The 18,124-nt window shown below is 62.4% G+C and carries 19 protein-coding genes; 6 read left to right on the forward strand and 13 right to left on the reverse strand.

Features of this window, described 5'->3' with window-relative positions; translation table 11 throughout:
- Positions 1-19: 19 nt before the first annotated feature.
- Together LGH70_RS13220 and LGH70_RS13225 are read right to left on the reverse strand one after the other, a co-directional pair.
- Positions 20-730, reverse strand: coding sequence for a hypothetical protein (locus LGH70_RS13220; RefSeq protein WP_226186366.1), 711 nt, complete (start codon positions 728-730; stop codon positions 20-22).
- Positions 731-1,042: 312 nt separating this feature from the next.
- The gene (locus LGH70_RS13225) at positions 1,043-1,483 is read right to left on the reverse strand and encodes a hypothetical protein (protein WP_226186368.1); all 441 of its coding nucleotides are present in this window, start codon (positions 1,481-1,483) and stop codon (positions 1,043-1,045) included.
- A 325-nt stretch (positions 1,484-1,808) separates the two neighbouring features.
- On the opposite strand from LGH70_RS13225, the gene LGH70_RS13230 reads away from it, so the two are divergent.
- Entirely contained in the window at positions 1,809-2,390 is a 582-nt protein-coding gene (locus LGH70_RS13230; protein WP_226186370.1) for a DUF4269 domain-containing protein, read from the forward strand.
- Between the two features lie 24 nt (positions 2,391-2,414).
- Here the strand turns inward: LGH70_RS13230 and LGH70_RS13235 are convergent, their stop codons facing one another.
- Complete coding sequence (locus LGH70_RS13235; RefSeq protein WP_226186372.1) at positions 2,415-2,816, reverse strand: nuclear transport factor 2 family protein; 402 nt, start codon at positions 2,814-2,816, stop codon at positions 2,415-2,417.
- Between the two features lie 206 nt (positions 2,817-3,022).
- Here LGH70_RS13235 and LGH70_RS13240 point away from each other — a divergent pair, with 206 nt between their 5' ends.
- From LGH70_RS13240 to LGH70_RS13255, 4 genes are all read left to right on the forward strand, one after another.
- Positions 3,023-3,574, forward strand: a complete 552-nt coding sequence (locus LGH70_RS13240) for a GNAT family N-acetyltransferase (protein WP_226186375.1) — start codon at positions 3,023-3,025, stop codon at positions 3,572-3,574.
- 6 nt (positions 3,575-3,580) lie between these two features.
- Positions 3,581-3,895 (forward strand): hypothetical protein, encoded by a 315-nt coding sequence (locus LGH70_RS13245; protein ID WP_226186377.1) that lies wholly within the window; start codon positions 3,581-3,583, stop codon positions 3,893-3,895.
- A complete protein-coding gene (locus LGH70_RS13250; RefSeq protein WP_226186593.1) occupies positions 3,895-4,449 on the forward strand; it encodes a GNAT family N-acetyltransferase in 555 nt (184 codons plus the stop codon). Before LGH70_RS13245 ends, LGH70_RS13250 begins: the two co-directional genes overlap by 1 nt.
- 121 nt (positions 4,450-4,570) lie before the next feature.
- The gene (locus LGH70_RS13255; RefSeq protein WP_226186381.1) at positions 4,571-5,857 is read left to right on the forward strand and encodes a TPM domain-containing protein; all 1,287 of its coding nucleotides are present in this window, start codon (positions 4,571-4,573) and stop codon (positions 5,855-5,857) included.
- 257 nt (positions 5,858-6,114) lie between these two features.
- Here LGH70_RS13255 and LGH70_RS13260 read toward each other — a convergent pair whose 3' ends face one another.
- From LGH70_RS13260 to LGH70_RS13305, 10 genes are all read right to left on the reverse strand, one after another.
- Positions 6,115-6,396: a hypothetical protein gene (locus tag LGH70_RS13260; RefSeq protein WP_226186384.1), complete on the reverse strand. Its 282-nt coding sequence runs from the start codon at positions 6,394-6,396 to the stop codon at positions 6,115-6,117.
- 217 nt (positions 6,397-6,613) lie between these two features.
- The gene (locus LGH70_RS13265; RefSeq protein ID WP_226186387.1) at positions 6,614-7,018 is read right to left on the reverse strand and encodes a nuclear transport factor 2 family protein; all 405 of its coding nucleotides are present in this window, start codon (positions 7,016-7,018) and stop codon (positions 6,614-6,616) included.
- A 327-nt stretch (positions 7,019-7,345) separates the two neighbouring features.
- On the reverse strand, positions 7,346-7,588 hold the full coding sequence (locus tag LGH70_RS13270) for a hypothetical protein (RefSeq protein ID WP_226186391.1): 243 nt from the start codon (positions 7,586-7,588) through the stop codon (positions 7,346-7,348).
- 334 nt (positions 7,589-7,922) lie between these two features.
- Positions 7,923-9,323, reverse strand: coding sequence for a lysophospholipid acyltransferase family protein (locus LGH70_RS13275; protein WP_226186394.1), 1,401 nt, complete (start codon positions 9,321-9,323; stop codon positions 7,923-7,925).
- Between the two features lie 324 nt (positions 9,324-9,647).
- On the reverse strand, positions 9,648-10,721 hold the full coding sequence (locus LGH70_RS13280; protein ID WP_226186397.1) for a chorismate mutase: 1,074 nt from the start codon (positions 10,719-10,721) through the stop codon (positions 9,648-9,650).
- Between the two features lie 185 nt (positions 10,722-10,906).
- The gene (locus LGH70_RS13285) at positions 10,907-11,752 is read right to left on the reverse strand and encodes a prephenate dehydrogenase (RefSeq protein WP_226186400.1); all 846 of its coding nucleotides are present in this window, start codon (positions 11,750-11,752) and stop codon (positions 10,907-10,909) included.
- Positions 11,749-12,942, reverse strand: a complete 1,194-nt coding sequence (locus LGH70_RS13290; RefSeq protein WP_226186403.1) for a pyridoxal phosphate-dependent aminotransferase — start codon at positions 12,940-12,942, stop codon at positions 11,749-11,751. The genes LGH70_RS13285 and LGH70_RS13290 overlap by 4 nt, the downstream gene beginning before the upstream one ends.
- A gap of 52 nt (positions 12,943-12,994) precedes the next feature.
- Positions 12,995-13,828: a prephenate dehydratase gene (locus LGH70_RS13295; RefSeq protein WP_226186406.1), complete on the reverse strand. Its 834-nt coding sequence runs from the start codon at positions 13,826-13,828 to the stop codon at positions 12,995-12,997.
- A gap of 708 nt (positions 13,829-14,536) precedes the next feature.
- Complete coding sequence (locus LGH70_RS13300) at positions 14,537-15,238, reverse strand: carboxypeptidase-like regulatory domain-containing protein (RefSeq protein ID WP_226186409.1); 702 nt, start codon at positions 15,236-15,238, stop codon at positions 14,537-14,539.
- 115 nt (positions 15,239-15,353) lie between these two features.
- On the reverse strand, positions 15,354-17,282 hold the full coding sequence (locus LGH70_RS13305) for a YfbK domain-containing protein (protein ID WP_226186412.1): 1,929 nt from the start codon (positions 17,280-17,282) through the stop codon (positions 15,354-15,356).
- Positions 17,283-17,513: 231 nt separating this feature from the next.
- Here LGH70_RS13305 and LGH70_RS13310 point away from each other — a divergent pair, with 231 nt between their 5' ends.
- A complete protein-coding gene (locus LGH70_RS13310) occupies positions 17,514-18,047 on the forward strand; it encodes a Riean_0653 family protein (RefSeq protein WP_226186414.1) in 534 nt (177 codons plus the stop codon).
- Positions 18,048-18,124: the final 77 nt, after the last annotated feature.

Below are 18,124 nucleotides of genomic sequence, written 5' to 3' on the forward strand. Positions count from 1 at the left end.
GTTACAGTCTGTCAGGGGGCTAGAAGGGCAGACCGCTGAACGAGCCGTTGGAAACGGTGCGCGACACCGGTCCGTTGAGGCCCCCGATCCGGACCGCCACAAACGAATAGGTGCCCGAGGCCCGGCGCGTCTGCAGGTTCACATCCTTGATTTCCAGGACGCCGCTGGTAGTCACGGCTGGGCTCAGGCCCTGCTGGGAGGTGTAGGTCACGCCATCGGCACCCAGGAAGGTAGCCCGGTAGGTGGCGCTGGTCAGGGTGCGTTTCCCGACTTCCAGGGGGCCGCTCAGGTAGATGGTTACGTTCTGCGCGTCCCCGTTCCGAAAGGATATTTCCGTACGGGTTGACAGCACCATAGCGCTGCCCTGGGGCGGCGTCAGGGCCACTCCGTCCAGGGTGTAGGCGAATACGGACGGCACGAGAGCAGCTGTCACCAGCGGCGCCTGCACATCGGCCGAGGCCACGGTCACGGCAACGGGGGCCGGAGTCAGGTAGTCGGCAGCCGGCGTGAAGGTCAGCGTGTAGGAGCCGGGGGCCAGGTTCGGCAATGAGTAGCTGCCGGCCGTTGGCATAGCCGTCCGTTGGGCGCCATCAGCGGCGGTGGCCGTCACCATCGATACCGAGCCCGCCGGACTGACTACCCCTCGCAGGGTGGCCTTCTCGACGGGAGCCGGGGCCTGTACGTCGTCGTCGCTACAGGAGGTAGTGAGCGTGGTGCCAGTGAGCAGCATACTAAACAGGCATAAACGGGCGAATTGGTACATGTAACGGCGTAAAGCGACGGTAAAAGATGGGTCAACAAGTATAGCCTAATTTCGGCGGAGGCCTTTTGTCGCGGGGGTGTGCCGGCACAAAAAGGTGTTCCGCCGCCCTCCACCGGCAAAGCCCGTCTCGGCTACCGGGGCAGTATACGAAGAAAATCCTTGCTGCCCGGCCGTCCGCCCCACATTATACCCTTCAACAGCCACCGGGTTTGCCTGTGGGCCAAGCCCGGTGGCTGTTGCTTTACTCCTGTTCGAGGCTGGAGCTGATGTGCCCAGCCGCTACCGGGCCGCGGCCAGCAGCAGCTGGGGCCCGCGGGCTTTCAGGGTACGCACCGTGAGGGCCAGCCCCGCGGCGCCAGCGGCCATGTGCAGGGTGTAGCGGTACTGGGTGCCCGCGGCGTTCAGCAGCAGCGCGTAGCGGCCGGTGGGCAGGTTGCGGAAGCAGAAGCGGTGCTGGTAGACCGGAGCGGCATAGGCTTCGTCGAACAGCACCTGCCCGCTGCTTAGGCTGATAACCTGCACCCGGCCGGGCAGCGGGGCCGGGCTGGCGATGCGCACCCGGAGGCTTTCGGCGTCGGGGCTGGTGAGGGCAACGGTGGGGCTTTGCTGGGCGTGGGCCGGCGAGGTGGCGGCCAGGGCCAGCAGGCCGGCCAGCACTACAGGACGAGCGGCCAGCCGGGCGGCGGCAGCCAGGGCGGCGCAGATAGGAGCGTGTTTCATAGCAGTAAGCGGAAAGAGAGTGGAACAACGGGGCCGCGGGAACCGGCACTGTGCGTTTTTGAACACTGCCGCCCTCCCGCTGGCCGTAAGAAGCCAAGCGCTGTGCCAAGTGCATAAATCCTTCTACAACCACTGTTTGGCCCGTTATCGGACAGCACTGCCCCGCCCAATTGTGTCCGGACCTAGGCAGGGCGTCCGGTTTTGTGCCGTCCTGCCGTCCATATGCTCGCGGCGGCAGGCAGAGTGCTTTGGCTGCTGTTGCGGGCCGGTTCGGGCCTTACCTTTGGGGTGCGAATCGGAATAAATCCGCTTATCGGCTGCTCGTATGTCCCACTGGCCTCATCTATCCTATCTGGAACACGGTACTGCCCGGCAGCGGCAGGCTGTGGCGGCCATTACCCGCCTGGGCATCTGGACCACACTGCAGGCGTACGCGCCGGTACTGGCGGGCACCATTCCGCTGGCGGTGGATTTGCCGGCAAGTGACCTAGACGTTATCTGCGAAGTGCCCGAGCCGGCCCTGCCCGCCTGCGAGCAGCTCCTGCGCCGGCACTACGCGCACCGACCCGACTTCCGGCTCACTCACCGCGTGTTTCAGGACCTACCGACCATTGTGTGCGGCTTCCGGGCCGAGGGCTTTGCCTGGGAGGTATTTGGCCAGCCCCAGCCCACGGCCCGGCAGCAGGCAGTGCGCCACTTAGCCGTAGAGCAGGCCATATTGGAAGCGGGCGGCGAGGCCTGGCGTCGGGCCGTGCGGCAGCTCAAGCACAGCGGCCTGAAAACCGAGCCTGCCTTTGCCCAACTCCTGCGCCTGCCCGGCGACCCGTACGCGGCCTTGCTCACGCTGGAAGGCCTCACGCCGGCCCAGCTGCGCCCCCGCTTGGCCGGGCTGCTGCCGGCCGGATAGGCTGAGGAATGCTGCACCATTGGCTTAGACCGGCTCGAAGCAGGGGTAGCGGCGCTGCCGGTAAATGAGGCCGTCCTTGAACTCGAAAATCAGGCACAGCTCGGCGGCTACGCGCTGCCCGCGCTGCAGGGGGCCAATATCACTGGTGGTAGTGGCCTGCCAGAAGCCTTCGACCAGAATACTGCCGTCGGAGCTTACCTGGGTATTGCGGACGCTGAACTGCTGGCCGTGCAGCAGTTCCCGGCCTGCCCGCAGGTTATCGAGAATTTCGCTGAACGAGCGGCGCTGCAGGGTTTTGTAGAGCGCATTGGGGTATTCGGTCTGGACCACATCGGGGTGCAGCACGGCGGCGTAGTCGGCCGGGTCGGTAGCGAATGAACCGACTAGGTCGAAATAGGTGGTGAGGACGGCTAGGTGCTCGTTCATAGGGAGGGCAGAAGAAAGGGAAGCCCCAAGATAGGTCCATCGGCCGGACTACAATAGCCCAACGAAAGTTGCTGGGCCGCCACATGAGCAGGCGGCCCGGCTTTTGGTGGGCTGCCCGCTCATGTGGCGGCCGGCCAGACTCGTTCCGACTACACCGAAGCCCGCTATATTTGTTTGGTTGCCTTCCCAAAGCCGTATAGCCCGCTATGATTCCGCTTATCACCCACACGCCCCGCCTCACGCTTATTGCCGCCAGCCGCGCCCTGCTCACGGCCGAGCTCGACAAGCCCCGCTACTTTCCCGTTCTGCTCGGTGCCGCCCTGCCCGCCGACTGGCCGCCCGGCAACTACGATGTAGCCACCATGCGCTACTTTCTGGAGCAGCTCACGGCGGGCGGGCGCACGGCGGCCGGCTGGTACGGCTGGTATGCTCTGCGCAAAGCCACCGACACCACCCCCACCACACTGGTGGGCGCGGGTGGTTTTCTGGGTCCGCCCGACGCGGCGGGCACGGCCGAAATAAACTACTCGGTAGCCGCTGAGTGGCGCCGCCAGGGCCTGGCCACCGAGCTGGTCGCGGGCCTGGTGCAGCAGGCCGAGCAAACGGAGATGGTGCAGCGCCTTGTGGCCCACACCCAGCCCCACAACCCGGAGGCGGAGGAAGTACTGCGCCGCAACGGCTTCGAGCTGCTGGGCCTGGAAGCCGACGGCCGCCTGCGCTTCGAGCGGGCCGTGACGCCGGCCCAAATCAGTCAGTAACTCAATTTGCACCTTGTTTCAGGCATTGCCATGACCGAGCAGATTCTTCACTTAGCGCACCAGGCCCACGCGCTTACCGAGCAGGCCGCCGCGGCCGAAACCGATATTTGGGAACGAAAAAAGCTCGTGCTGGCCGATTTGTCGCTGCACCTGGTGCAAGCGGCCCTGCGCCACCCCCGCCCCGATGCCCGGGAGCTGCAGCGCTACCTGTTTTCGGTACTCACCGTGGCCGACGGCTTTATGGATACTCCGGACCTGAAGCCCATGGCCGAAACGCTACTGGCCGCCACCCAGGCGCCCGCCCCTAGCCCCCAGGTGTGATGCTGACCATTCAGCTGACTCCCTTCCCGGTGCTGCACACCCCGCGGCTCACGCTGCGCCAGCTCACCCCCGACGACGCGCCGGCCATGCTGTTCTTCCGCTCCGACGAGGAATTTCTGCGCTACATCCCGCGGGAGAAAGAAACGACCCTGGCGCAGGCCCAGCAGCACCTGCGCCTGCTGGATAAAATCTGGGCCGACAACGAAGGCGTAACCTGGGCCATCAGCCGCCGAGGGCAGACCGAGCTGCTGGGCACCATTTGCTTGTGGCACCTACAGCCCGAAAACTACCGGGCCGAGGTGGGCTACGGCCTGCACCCGGCCCACGCCCGGCAGGGTCTGATGGCCGAAGCTCTGGCGGCCGTGGTTGCCTACAGCTTTGGGCCGCTGGGCCTGCACAGCCTAGAAGCCCAGGTAGCCCCGGATAACGCGGCTTCCATTCGGCTGCTGGAAAAGCAGGGCTTCGTGCGGGAGGGCTACTTCCGGGAGATTTACCACTTCCGGGGCAACTTCCTGGATACGGCCGTCTATTCCCTGCTGGCCCCGCGCCCATAAATAGAGCGGGCAGCAGGCAAGCAGTAAGCCGCCCAGGCACCCGGCCGCCCCAGATGACCACGCGGCGGCAAGGCGCGTAGAAGGCGAAACAAGTCTATTCTTTCACCTTACTCCCTTTGCCATGCACCGCCTTCTGTTTCTGCTGTTTGTATTCGTGGCGACTGGCCTGGGTCAGCCGGCCCTGGGTGCTCCCGCCGACGAGCTGCCGCCGCGGCCCACTCCGTTCCGCTTCATCAACGACCAGGCCCAGCTGCTGAGCCCCGCCGATGCCAAGACGCTGGAAGGCGGCCTGCGCCGCTACGCCGACAATACCGGCACCCAGATTGTACTCGTAACCGTGCCCACCCTCGGTGGCCGCGACGTGGCCGACTACGCCCGCGCCCTGGGCGAGGCCTGGGGTGTTGGGCAGCGTGACAAAGACAACGGCCTGATAATCCTGCTCGGGGCGCAGGAGCGCAAAGTCTCCATTCAGGCGGGCTCGGGCCTGCAGAGCGCCATTACGCCCGAGGTGACGGCGCGCGTTATCAACCAGGACATGACGCCCCGCTTCAAGCAGAACAATTACTTCGGCGGGCTGCGGGCGGGCCTCAACTCGCTGATGCTGGCCGCCAACCCTGATTCCAACCCGCGCAAAGACCAGCCAGCTACGGCCGCCGAGCCTGCTGCGGCCACCACGGATAACATAACCCCGAGCCTGAACAACGACCTGCCCGCCGCGGCTACCGAGCCGGCCACGACGATGCCCGTATCGGCGCCGGAGCCGGAATCGTCGGGCCTCGGGCTGGGCACGCTGGCACTGGGTGCCTTGCTCATTGGCGGCGCTATCTGGCTTATCACCCGCATGTTCCGCCGCAAGGCCACACCGCCCAGCCCTCAGGGAGCCTACCAGAACGGCAACCCCGCACCGGGCGCCGGTCCTGGTGGTACGCCCGATTTCCTGCCCAACCGCCCCAATAGCGGTGGCTATAACCAGGGCTACAGCCGACAGCCGCAAGCCCCCGATTTTCTGCCGAACCGCTCGGGGATGGGCGGGGGCAGCGGCATGGGTGGCATGCTCATGACCGGGGCTGCCGCCGCGGCCGGGGCCTATATCGGCAACCGCATGGCCTCGGGCCACGATACCGACGCGCCCCACAGCGACCAGCTGAATTCCAACGCGGCCAACCAGAGCCTGGACCAGGGCGCGGCGGGTGCGGCCGGGGCCGCTACCGGGGGCGGATTTCCAGCCTTCGATAACTCCGGCACCACCGACGGCCCCTCCCCCGACTACTTCTCCGACGAAGCAGCGGCCAACGACGCCCCCGACTATTTCTCATCCGACGAAAGCTCTTCCTACGACGACCCTTCCTCGGGCGACTCGGGGGGCGGTGGCTTCGACGACACCGACGACAACAGCGGCTCCTGGTAGCCACTCTGTTCAAAGCACAACAGAACCGCCACCTCCGATGAGGTGGCGGTTCTGCTTTTATAAGTTACTGGCTCAGGGAAGCCGATGCTGCTCAGCAGACATGATACAGGAATCACGCTGCATTCGTCGGGCCACTGCGGTGGTGGGTGACAACCCAACAGCTACCCCGGAAAGCAGTTCAGCCGCACTTTCCGGTGGGAAGGTGCGGCTGAACTGTGGCTGGCCTCAGCTCAAGGCTGGCTTACCGGGCGCAATGCCTACTGATTGCGCGTTGGTGGATCGACGGTGATAACGCCTTTGCGGGCTGGTGCGGCCTGCATCTTGCGCTTGGCTTTGCGCCGGGCGGCCCAGCGCTTGAAAAAGCCGGGCTTCCGGTGTTTTTTGCGGCCTTTGTAGCGCTTGTAGTTGGGGCGCGGCACCGGGCGTCCGTCCACGGTTGCCTCGGTGCTTGGCACGAACACTTCCGGTTCGGCAACGGCGGCCCCGGGCTCGGCCAGGGTCAATACAATCAGGAGCAGCAGAACGAAGAGCTTGTACATAACGAAGAAGAGAAAATGGGTCTTACGCTTCGCACGCACAATCTGAAAGGGCCAGCAGCCTATTCACCAACCTTGCCGAGCGAATTCCTCCACCTCCACTAGCGAATACTATACCAGGATGAAAATGGTGTTTTGATGAAACGAGAAAAAGTTCATCCAGGATTCAGTCCGCTATATAATTCTTACTTCACTACGCTTAGCCGACAGGAAATTCCGGTTAAAAGGGGTCGAAGCAGTTGTAGGTGCGCTGCTGAATAATCTTGCCGTCCTTGAGCTCGAATATCATGCAGAACTGCGCCGCCAGTACCTGGCCCCGCACCAGAGGGCCAATGTCGTTGGCCAGCGTGGCGTGCCAGTGCGCCTCCACTACCATTGTTCCATCGCCGCAGGCGTGGGCCCGGTGCAACTCGAAATGCGGATTCAGCAGCAGCTCGCGGCCCGCCCGGAGGTTGTCCAGAATATCGGTGAAGGAGCGGCGCTGAATTTCCTTGTGCAGTAGGTTGGGATACTCGATTTGTTCCACCTCCGGGTGGAGCACCTGCGCATAGGCCGCCGGGTCGGTTTCCAGCGACTCACTTAAGCTCAGAAAGGTGGTAATTGTGTGGAGTTGTTGCTCGGCCATAAATGGTAGGAAAACAGAGTGGAGCCCCAAGATAGAGGAAGTGCAGGTTCCGAACCTAGTACTCTTACTGTGGCAGGTAGGTTTGCCGCAGATCCCAAAATCAACCTAAAATCGTACTGCGGCACGGCCGGCCGCACAACGCCTGCCTCTCAGCTACTTACCAGCACCGGCGCGGGCCGTTTTCGGACTGCCCTCTCCCGGGCCAGGCCGGCACAAACACAAAGCACCGGCCCGGTATTTTCCTCCCAGGCCACGCCGGAGCGGAGCAAGTGGAGAAAAGCATCGGGCCGGTGCTTACCGGGGTGTGTAGGCAGGGCAACGCCCTGGCTATTTGTTGCGGGTTGGCTTGTCTACTTTGATGACGGGCGTAGAGCGGTGCTTGCGCTTACGCATAGCCTTGCGGCGTAGCTTCCAGCGGCGAAATACGCCTAGCTTTTTGGCCTTGTGACGGCTGTTGCCCCGGTAAACCTTGTAGTTGGGCCGGGGAGTAGCCGCTTCTTCGGCCAACTCGGTAGTGGCGGCTGACGCTTCGACGGAAGCCAACACGGCCTGCGGATCCAGCAGCGTCATAAACGCGCAAAAGAGAATGAGTATTATTTTGTACATAGCAAGGATTTAAATGTTGAAAGAATCATTTCTCCATCCCAATACATTGCCTAAGTCCTATAACATAGGCCATTGACGCTACTAAACTAAGAATTTATGCCCGAAATATCCAAGTAGATTTGGATAAATATTAATTTTCTCGAATAAACACAAATTGTTCTTTTCCGAGTATACAAACCCTCTGACCTTCTGCCTTTTAATGTATCTACACTTGTTATCTTTCCGCAGCGGCGCCACACGCCACGGCCAGGTCAGGCCGCTTGGGCAGACTTGGCAGAGAAGTTAGCAAGGCGTGGGGCTAGCTTCGTTCCTGCGGAGCGCCGGCAGTGCCGACAGCGGTCAGGAAAGCGGCCCGGGCTTCGCTGAGCAGCTGCAGGATGGCCTGGCGCTGCCGCAGTAGCTCCTGCATCACCGGACGCTTGGTGCGCAGCAGCTTCAGGGCCCGCAGGCGCAGCAGCCGGGCCTGCAGATTGTTCCAGTAGCTGAGGGCATAGAAGCCGGCCGGCGGCAGACTCAGGCCGTAAAGCAGCGTCCAGAGCCAGCTTTGGGTGAAGTGGTGCACCAGCCCGATTTGCAGGGCGTAGCCGAAGCCGAAGGTCAGAATGCCGGTGACCATCATAATGGGAGCCACGAATTCCAGGTCTTTGGTGGCCCGCTTGGCAATCATCGACGGCAGGATGTAGGGAATGTAGTTGTTGATGAGCCCGTACAGGTACAGCGGGAAGCCCAGCACGATTTTCAGGCCCGACACAGTGGCCCGCGTCCAGCGCTGCCGGCCGCCGTGGCTTGCTTCCAGCGCTTCGTCGGTAAGGCGCAGGCGGTCCAGGTCGAGCAGGTAGCTGCTGAGCTTTTCGCGCACGGCCAGCAGCCGGGCGGGGCCGTGCTTTTCAAAGTAAGGCACGGCTTCAAGCAGAGTGCGGCTCAGCAGGAAGTTGTCGTAGAGCGTTTCCTCGTCGTCGGGCACCAGATGCTCGCCGAACGTGCGCTCAATCTGCAGCACCAGCTCATCCTCGGCCGCATCGCGCGTGATAATCAGGCGCTGCTCCAGGCGCCGCCGGATTTCCTCGGTCAGGGCGTCGGCCGCCGCTTCCGGGTCGGCGTGGAAGGCCGCGGCGTAGTCGGCCACCAGAATGGGCTTGCCGATGTTGACGAATACATCGGAACGGAACCGACTGGGGTCGAAGTAGTTGATACCAATGGGCAGGATACGCAGGCCCAGCTTGAAGTCGTGGCGGGCTTCGGCGCCGAGCGTAATGCGGGCCGCCCCGGTTTTCAGGGGCCGCAGGCGCCGCTCGCTCACGCTGGTGCCTTCCGGAAAAATCTGAATGACGCCGCCCTTGTCGAAATAGTCGTAGCACTGGCCGAAGGCGGCTTCGTTGCGCTGGGCCAACTCTTCGGGCGTCACGCCAGAGTCGCCACTTTCCGCATCCTGGCGCCGGTAAATCGGGATGCAGTTGCCCGACAGGAAAATGGCCTTGGAAATCGGGTTTTTGAAAAAGGTGCTCTTGGCCAGAAAAGCAATGGGCTGGCTGCGGCTGGCGGCCACAATCAGCGGGTCCATCAGGGTGTTGGGGTGGTTGGACACGATGAGCATGGGCCCGGGCTGCTCGAGCCGCTGGCGGTGGCGGATTTCGAGGCGGCGGAAAAACACGCGCAGCGCCACCTGCACTACGGGCTTCATAACAGTGTAAAAGAGCATGGAGCTAAGTACGGCCAAACACCACACACGAACAACGAATCAGCAGACACCCCAGTGAATTACCAGTTTCTGTGAAGTCTGTTGCTTTGGCGCAACAGCCAGCAAAACTGCTTTTAAAGCCACCAACAGCGCAGCTATTGACGGGGCCGAAAAGTCTGATTTTGGCAATTTTTCATCCGGCGCTCACCCAGCTCCTCTGGTTATTTCCTTGCGTGGGGAAGGCCAGTACACTGTTTGCCCGCAACTCCCGGCAACGATAAAGCCCCGGAACCAGCAGCGTTCCGGGGCTTTATCGTTGGGGTGGCCTGAAGGGCAGTGCAAGGGCTACTCCTGCTCCATTATCTTATTCTGGTGGTTGATAGACTCCAGGTGGACGGCGGCAAAATACTGCTCGATAAACTCGGGGGTGAGGCCCACCGACGAGCCCTGACGCTGGGCGCGCTCCAGCACCTCGTTCCAGCGGCTGGTTTGCAGGATGGTAATATCATTTTCCTTTTTGTAGACCCCAATTTTCTCGGCCACGGCCATGCGGCGGCCCAGCAGCTGGATGATTTCAGCGTCGAGCTGGTTGATTTGCTCGCGCAGGCTGGCCAGGGCCGTCAGAAACTCGCGCTGGTTGGTGGTTTCGTGGCGCCACACCAAGTCCTGAATCAGGTCGCGCAGCACTTCGGGCGTAATTTGCTGCTTGGCGTCACTCCAGGCGTTGTCGGGGTCGATGTGGCTTTCAATCATGTTGCCGTCGAAGCCCAGGTTGAGGGCCTGCTGGGCCACGGCCGCCAGCGTGTCGCGGCGGCCGCAGATGTGGCTGGGGTCGCAGAGGAGCGGCATTTCGGGGTGGCGGCGCTTCATTTCGATGGGCAGGTGCCACATTGGAGCGTTGCGGAAGTCGGTGTTGCCGTAGGAGCTGAAGCCCCGGTGAATGAGGCCCACCTGATTCAGGCCGGCCTTTTGCAGGCGCTCCACGGCCCCGGCCCACAGCTCCAGCTCGGGGTGAATAGGGTTCTTGACCAGCACCGGCACCTGCACGCCGCGCAGCACGTTGGCAATTTCCTGCACCGAAAACGGGTTGCCGGTGGTGCGGGCGCCCACCCACAGAATGTCGACGCCGAAGGCCAGGCAGTCTTCCACGTGCTTGGCCGTGGCTACTTCCACGGCAATGGGCAGGCCGGTCAGCTCACTGGCCTTCTTGAGCCAGGGCAGGCCCTTGGTGCCCACGCCCTCGAAGCCACCGGGCTTGGTGCGGGGTTTCCAGATGCCGGCGCGCAGGGCCTGCACTTTGCCGGTGGCGGCCAGGCGCTGACAGGTTTCGAGCACCTGGGCTTCGGTTTCGGCCGAGCAAGGGCCGGAAATGAGGTAAGGCTTGTCGTCGGGCTGGCGGTTGAAGAGTGCGGATTGCATGCTGTATGAGGGGGTTAGGTTTTTGCGTTTTTTAGGGGTAGCTCTAGTTCGCCTCACCCCTAGCCCTTCTCCGCAAAGGAGAAGTGACTAATTTTAGTTGTTGTTCTGATTTTAGAGTCGTTCAACGATTGGACCACTCCGCCCTTCGGGCACCCCACCTTGAAAAAAGGAGGGAAGTTTTGTCCTTATTTTAGGATCTTCTTAATCAGGTTGGCCTGTTCAATTTGCTGGTAGACGGCGGGGTAATCCTCCTGGGAAATGAGGTGGCGCAGGTGCTGGAGCTGCTTGATGTGCTCGTCGAGCACGTCGAGCACGTTCACGCGGTTTTGGCGGAAGATGGGCACCCACATATCGGGCGAGCTTTTGGCCAGACGCACCGTAGAGGCGAAGCCGCCGCTGGCCAGGGCAAAGATCTGCTGCTCCTCTTTTTCCTTCTCCAACACTGTGAGGGCCAGGGCAAAAGAGGTGATGTGCGAAATGTGCGACACGTAGGCCGTGTGCAAATCGTGGGCGGCAGCGTCGAGGTACTCGATGTTCATCTGGAGCTGCTCGAACAGGGCCTGCACCTGGTTCACGGCATCGGCGTCGCTCTGCTCGGCGTCGCAGATAACCAGGGTTTTGCCGGTGAACAGCTCCGGTACGGCCGCTTCGGGGCCCGAGTACTCGGTGCCGGCCATGGGGTGCACGGCCACGAAGCGGCCCCGCTGCGGGTGCCCGGCCACAGCGGCCAGCAGCATCGACTTGGTCGAGCCCACGTCGATAACGACTTGTTGTTCTACTTCTTCCAGCACCTGGGGCAGCACCGTGAGCATGGCGTCCATGGGCACGGCCACTACCACCAGGTCGGCACGGCGCACGGCGGCGGCCAGGTCGGCAGTGCCTTCGTCGATGAGGCCCAGCGCCTGGGCAGTGCGCAGGTTTTCGGGGCTGTGGTCTACACCAATGACATGAGCGGCTAGCCCTCTCTGCCGGAGGCTCAGTGCCAACGAGCCCCCAATGAGCCCGATACCGATTACCGTTACTGTTTTCATACTGCGGAAGTCGTAAAAGAAGGTTGCGCCTGGGCCGTGCGGATGCGCCCCAGGGCGGCTTCCAGCACCGCCGGAGTCTGGCACAGGCTCACCCGGATAAACCCATTGCCGTTCGAGCCGAAGATGCCGCCGGGCGTGATGAACACCTTGGCCGCGTGCAGCAGCTCGTCGCTCAGGGCGTAGCCATCGGCATACCCAGCCGGAATAGCGGCCCACACGAACAGGCCTACTTGGTTTCGCTCGTAGGTGCAGCCGATGGTGTCGAGCAGCTCGAATACCAGCTCCCGGCGGGCGGCGTAGTGGGCATTCAGCTGCTGGTACCACGCTTCATCCAGCTGCAGGGCTTCGATGGCGGCCAGCTGCACCGGCAGAAACATACCCGAGTCGAGGTTGCTCTTGAAGCGCAGCACTTCCTGCAGCAAGTCGGCGCGGCCTAGCAGCATACCCACGCGCCAGCCCGCCATGTTGTGCGACTTGCTCAGGGAATTCAGCTCCAGCACTACTTCCCGGGCACCCGGCACCGCCAGCAGACTCTGGGCCGGCTCCTGATTCAGGATGAAGCTGTAGGGGTTGTCGTGTACTAGCAGAATATTGTGTTCCGTTGCAAACGCCACCAGCCGGGCGAAGAAAGCCGCGTCGGGTGGGGTGCCGGTGGGCATGTGCGGGTAGTTCACCCACATCAGCTTCACCCGGCTCAGGTCGCGCCGGGCAAGGGTGTCGAGGTCGGGCAGCCAGTTGTTGTCGGCCGTCAGGTCGTAGTCGATGGGCGTGGCGCCGCTCAGGTGGGCGGCGGCGCGGTAGGCCGGGTAGCCGGGGTTAGGAATCAGCACTTCGTCGCCAGCTTCCAGAAACGTCATGCTGATGTGGATGATGCCTTCCTTGGAACCCAGCAGAGGCAGCACCTCGGTTTCCGGGTTCAGCGCCACGCCATACCACCGCTCGTACCAGCCGGCCATAGCCTGGCGCAGGGCTGGCACGCCCTTGTAATTCTGGTAGGCATGGGTGGTGGGCTGCTCGGCCGCGGCCGTCAGGGCGGCCACTACGCGCGGGTGGGGCGGCATATCGGGGCTGCCGATGCCCAGGTTGATAACCTGCGCGCCGGCTTTGTTCATGCCCTCGATTTCGCGCAGCTTCTGGGAGAAGTAGTATTCCTGCGTGTGCTGAAGGCGGCTGGCAACGGAAACTTGCATGGGTTTGGGTGCTTGGGGTTGGTGCTTAGCTATTCTATTATCAACATCCGGCTCACTTGTGCGTCACTCCTTTATGGTACACACCCAGCACTTCGAGGCCTTCTGTCACGGACTTCATTTCCCGCAGGGCGGCTTCCAGCTGGGCCGGGTCGTCGAATTCGAGGTCGGCGTGGAAGTAGTAGTGCCAGGTTTTGGCCGGAATCGGGAACGACTGGAGCTTGGAGAGGTTGATGCCCTGGTCGGCAATGCGGATGAGCACCTGGGCCAGGCTGCCCTGGGCGTGGGTGGTGTGAAAATACACCGAGGCCTTGTTGGGCTGCTCCACGGCCACGGCATTTTCGGGGCGGGCCACCACCAGAAAGCGGGTGTAGTTCTTCTTTTCCGAGTGAATATCCTTGCCCAGAATTTCCAGGTCGAACAGCTCGGCGGCCAGCTGGCCGGCAACGGCCGCCGTGCCCGTCCGCAGCCCTTCCCGGATGCGCTGGGCGCTCAGGGCCGTATCCTCGGTTTCGACCAGGCGCCAGGGGCCGTGCTGGCTCAGGAAGTCGGCGCACTGCAGCAGGGCCATCGGGTGAGAATGCACCTCCTGAATATCTGCCAGCTGCTGGCCGGGCAACGCCATCAGGTGCTGCCGAATCTGCAGGTACACTTCCCCCGTTACGCGCAGGTCGCCTTTGCGCAGCAGGTTGTAGTTAGGCAGGATGCTGCCGGCAATGGAGTTTTCAATGGCCATCAGCCCGTGGCGGGCGGTGCCGGCGCCCACCTGCCGCACCACTTCGCCAAAGGTGGCGCAGGGCGTCGTCAGGGCCGCGGGGCCGAAGTAGTAGCGGGCGGCTATCTGGTGGAAACTTCCTTCAAAGCCCTGGATGGCAACGGTCGGGAGCATGGCAATGGGTAGTGAGATGGTATAAAAAAAGGCCTCCGGTGTCCGGGGCCTTGGTTTGCTGGGGTGGCTGCACGGGGTCAGCGGGGGCAAATCAGGGCCGGCTTCTTTGGATAAAAGAAGTAGCAGTAGCCGTAATAAAAGAAAGCGGAAGCGGACATGTGGGACAGGTGATGGTAAACAAAAAAAGAGCCTCCCGGGGTGCGAGAGGCTCTTCTTAGGTATGGTTCAGGATGCTGGACATACGGCCTCGGTTCTACGGTTTGGCGTAGAAAAAAAAGTAGGCAACGTAATAACGGGACTGTAAGGCGGGCATCTCAAGTGCAGTGGTTAACTGGCCCAAAGGTTAGCAATGATTTTTAGACAACAAGCGTTAGCCGCCAAAATAATTTTATACCCTTCTGACTATCAGGCTATTTTATTCGCACAAGCCGACCATAAACCCTCCATAAAGCTCACCCGGCCGCCACGAAAAACTCCTGACCAGTCGCCCACCAGCCAGGAGTTTCTTCCTCTTGATCCGTAGTGCGGGCAGCGGTTACGCCCGCCGGACCCAACCCGCGCCGGGCGGCGCCCGGCAAACTGGGGCCCCAGCCCGGTTCGGGCGGGGCCAGGCCCACCCAGCCGCCCGCAGACTAAGCGGCCGGATAGTTGGCGCATCGGCTACGGGCCGGTGGCGCAGTAGCAGCAAAAGAGCAGCGCTTCGCATGGCTAGTCGCGCGAAAAGGCATTTTTCACCCGCCCGGGAATCAGGCTCAACCGCTGCCACATGCCTTTCGGAGTGTATGGAGCAAAGTATCCCATTGTTTCAACCTCCATCTTCACTTCTATAAACGGCTTCACAGGTTGTGGAATTTCTATGCTCAGGTATCCTAATTGTTGGAAAATCAGCGGAAGCTTCTGCTCATCCTTGCCTGCTGGCAGTGAGAAGTAACCATTGGAGTTAGTAACCGCATAGCGAATGGTACCTTTCAGCAGTATGGCCACTCCTGGAAGTCCATCACCGGTTTGCTTGTCGAGTACCCGCCCGGTTATTATAACCCCAGCTTCGTCGGCTGATAGGGGCTGGTCTACTTCAACTGGTTTGGCCATAAAGTGCGGGGTCACAGCCACCTGCTCAACCGGTGCATTCCGTTCATGGACACGGCTTTGGCCTTGAGCGAAATCCGAGAACAGCGTCCGGAAACTTAGTAGCGCCACCGTAGCTGCCAAAGCCGTTTGCCACCATGCCGTGCCGCTCGGGGCCGGCAGGGGCTGCAAAACGCGGTTCAGCTGAGTGGCGCCGAACCGGCCGCAGCCCTGCCCCGCGGAGGAAGCCAGCACGGCCAGGATTTCGGCGTCGGTTTTCTGGGTGAAGTCAATAACCACGTGTTGGCAGGCGGCGCAGTGGCGGCCCGCGCCCTGGGGTGTCATAGCGGCCCAGGGTTGGGCGCAGGGCAAAGCAAGGTGCAGAGTGACGGGCGACTTATGCATGGGAACGACTTACTTACAATGAGTTAGAAACTGATAAAAGCAAAGACCGGGCGGCTTAACGGGTGCCCACTGTGCCGGCCGCGGGGCTGATGCCCTCGGCCAGCTTCACCAGGCGCACAAACTCGGCCCGGTAGCCGTCGGCATCGGTGCCGCGGGCGGCCTGGGCCAGCTGGGCGGTAGTGGCGTAGGTAGCCGTGCCCCGGTGGTCGGACTGGCGCAGCAGCATGCCAAACTGGGCCACGGCCGCCGCAAAGCGCAAATTCTCCGAGGCCTGGGCCACGGGCACGGCGGCCCCGCGCAGGGTGCGCTCCAGCAGCTGGCTGGTGCTGCCCTGGGGCTGCTTGTAGCGCAGCTTCACGGTCATCAGGTCGGCGGAGGCGGGAGCAGGCCGGATGGGCGCGGGGTTGGGCTGGTACTTCAGTGGGTCGGTGCCAGTGGCCGCGCCGGGCGGAATCAGCTCGTAGAGGGCCGTGACGGTGTGGCCCGCACCCAGCTCGCCGGCGTCTTTACGGTCGTTGTTGAAGTCCTCGGCGGCCAGAGCGCGGTTTTCGTAGCCGACCAAGCGGTACTGCTGCACCCGGGCGGGGTTAAATTCGAGCTGCAGCTTCACGTCTTTGGCCAGCGTGAACAGGGTGCCGCCAAACTGCCGCACCAGCACCCGCCGGGCCTCGTCGAGGTTGTCGAGGTAGGCGTAGTTGCCGTTGCCTTTATCGGCCAGGCGCTCCATCTTGCTGTCCTGTAAGTTGCCCTGGCCCACGCCCAGCACCGTGAGAAACACGCCCGACTCCCGCTCCTGAACAATGAGGCGCTCCATGGCGTCGTCCGAGCTTTCGCCCACGTTGAAGTCGCCGTCGGTGGCCAGCAGCACGCGGTTGTTGCCGTCCTTCTGGAACTGCTCGCGTGCTACCTGGTAGGCCAGGCGCAGGCCCGCGCCGCCCGCCGTCGAGCCGCCCGCGCTCAGCCGGTCGATGGCGGCCAGGATGTCGGCCTTGCGGTGGCCGGGCGTGGCGGGCAGCACCAGGCCGGCCGCGCCGGCATACACCACCATGGCTACCTTATCCTGGGGCCGCAGCTCCTGTACCAGCTGGCGCAGGCCGGCCTGCACCAGGGGCAGCTTATTGGGCTCATCCATCGAGCCCGACACATCCACTAGGAACACCAGGTTGGCGGGCGGCAGCTTCTCGGTGCTCACCTGCCGGCCCTGCAAGGCTACGTGCAGCAACTGGTGCTGGGGGTTCCAGGGGCACACGGCCAGCTCGGTGGTGATGGAAACCGGGTCGGGGCCGGTGGGCTGGGGGTAGGTGTAGTGGAAGTAGTTCAGCATTTCCTCGATGCGCACGGCATCGGCGGGCGGCAGCTGGCCCTGGTTGAGGAAGCGGCGCACGTTAGAGTAGCTGGCCGCGTCCACGTCGATGGAGAAGGTGCTCAGCGGTTCCTTCTGGGCGCTGCGGAAGCCGTTTTCCTGAATGGCGGCGTAGGATTCGCCCAGGCCCGGCGCAGGGCGGGGAGGCGCGGAATCGTAGAACACATCTGCTGCAACAGGTGCATTCAGTTCACTTTTACTTTTCCGCGGCCTCCCCGCCGATGCTGCTCCCCGAATCCGGATGCCACTTACTTTGCCCGTCACTACCACCTCGTTCAACGCCTTGGCGTCGGGCGCGAGGCCCACGTTGAGCGAGTCGGTGGCCGGCACGGGCACCTCCCGGGGCACGTAGCCGACGGTGGTAAACACGAGCGTTTTGCCTCCCTTCGGAATAAGGAGTCGATAGGAACCGTCAGAGTTGCTTGAGACGCCGGTAGTGGTGCCTTTTACCAATACCGTCACGCCGGGCAGGCCCTGGCCGGTGGTGCGGTCGGAGACGCGGCCGTGAATGGTGCGCCCGGTGGCCTGCGCGGCGCGAACTTGGGGCGCCGACTGCAGCGGGCGGGCCAAAGCGGGGGCGGTCAGCAGGCAGCCGAGGGCCATCAGGAATAGCTTGTTCATAGAATCGGACGGGGGATAAGGGTTTCTCCCATCTGATGCAGGCGGCGGCGTGAATTCCACACCGCAGCGCAAAAAATCTTTGGCCGGCGGCCGCGGGCGGCTCCCCGAAGCAGCGCGGGGCGGTAGTCTGGCCGGGAATCCTGTCTTGCCGCTCTGCTCTTTCTATCCTGATTGTTACCCGTTCTATACCAGTACACTTCGGGCAGCTGTGCCGGTCTACTATTCCCCTTCATGAAACGTCTTCTGCTCTACGCCGCCTTACTGCTGCTCACCCAGTGCAGCAAGTGCAAACAGGAAGACCCCAGCCCCGAAAGTCAGCTGCCACCGTCCACTCAGACTGGGGCTAATACGTTCGGCTGTCTGGTCAATGGCCAGCCCTGGACGCCAAAAGGTGGGGATGGCACCGCTAATTATACTGTATCGTATGATGCGGCCTATAGAAAAGGAACCTTAAATATTTATACTTATAGAATAACAGGAACGACAGCCTACACTTATCAAAGCATCACTTTATTCTCTGATAGTTTAACGCGTACTGGAATCTATTCTTTGACCATAGCAGGACATCAGGAGGGACTGTTTTCTGATTTGTCCACTGGTTGTAAATTCCATGGCAATGCCCCTCACTATCGGCGTGGCAACTTAACCATCACGCGTTTGGATCTACAAGCCGGTATCATCGCCGGCACGTTCGCCTTCACGCTCTACAAGCCCGGCTGCGACAGTATCCGCGTTACCAACGGCCGCTTCGATAAACAGCTCTGATCCTCCGCTCCTTCTATTGCTAGTAGCCTCGCACCCATTCCGGGTTCGGAGCCGCGCTGCGCCCAACAACGCCCCCG

It is taken from the genome of Hymenobacter nitidus, from assembly GCF_020447315.1.
In the GTDB taxonomy this organism is placed as follows: domain Bacteria; phylum Bacteroidota; class Bacteroidia; order Cytophagales; family Hymenobacteraceae; genus Hymenobacter; species Hymenobacter nitidus.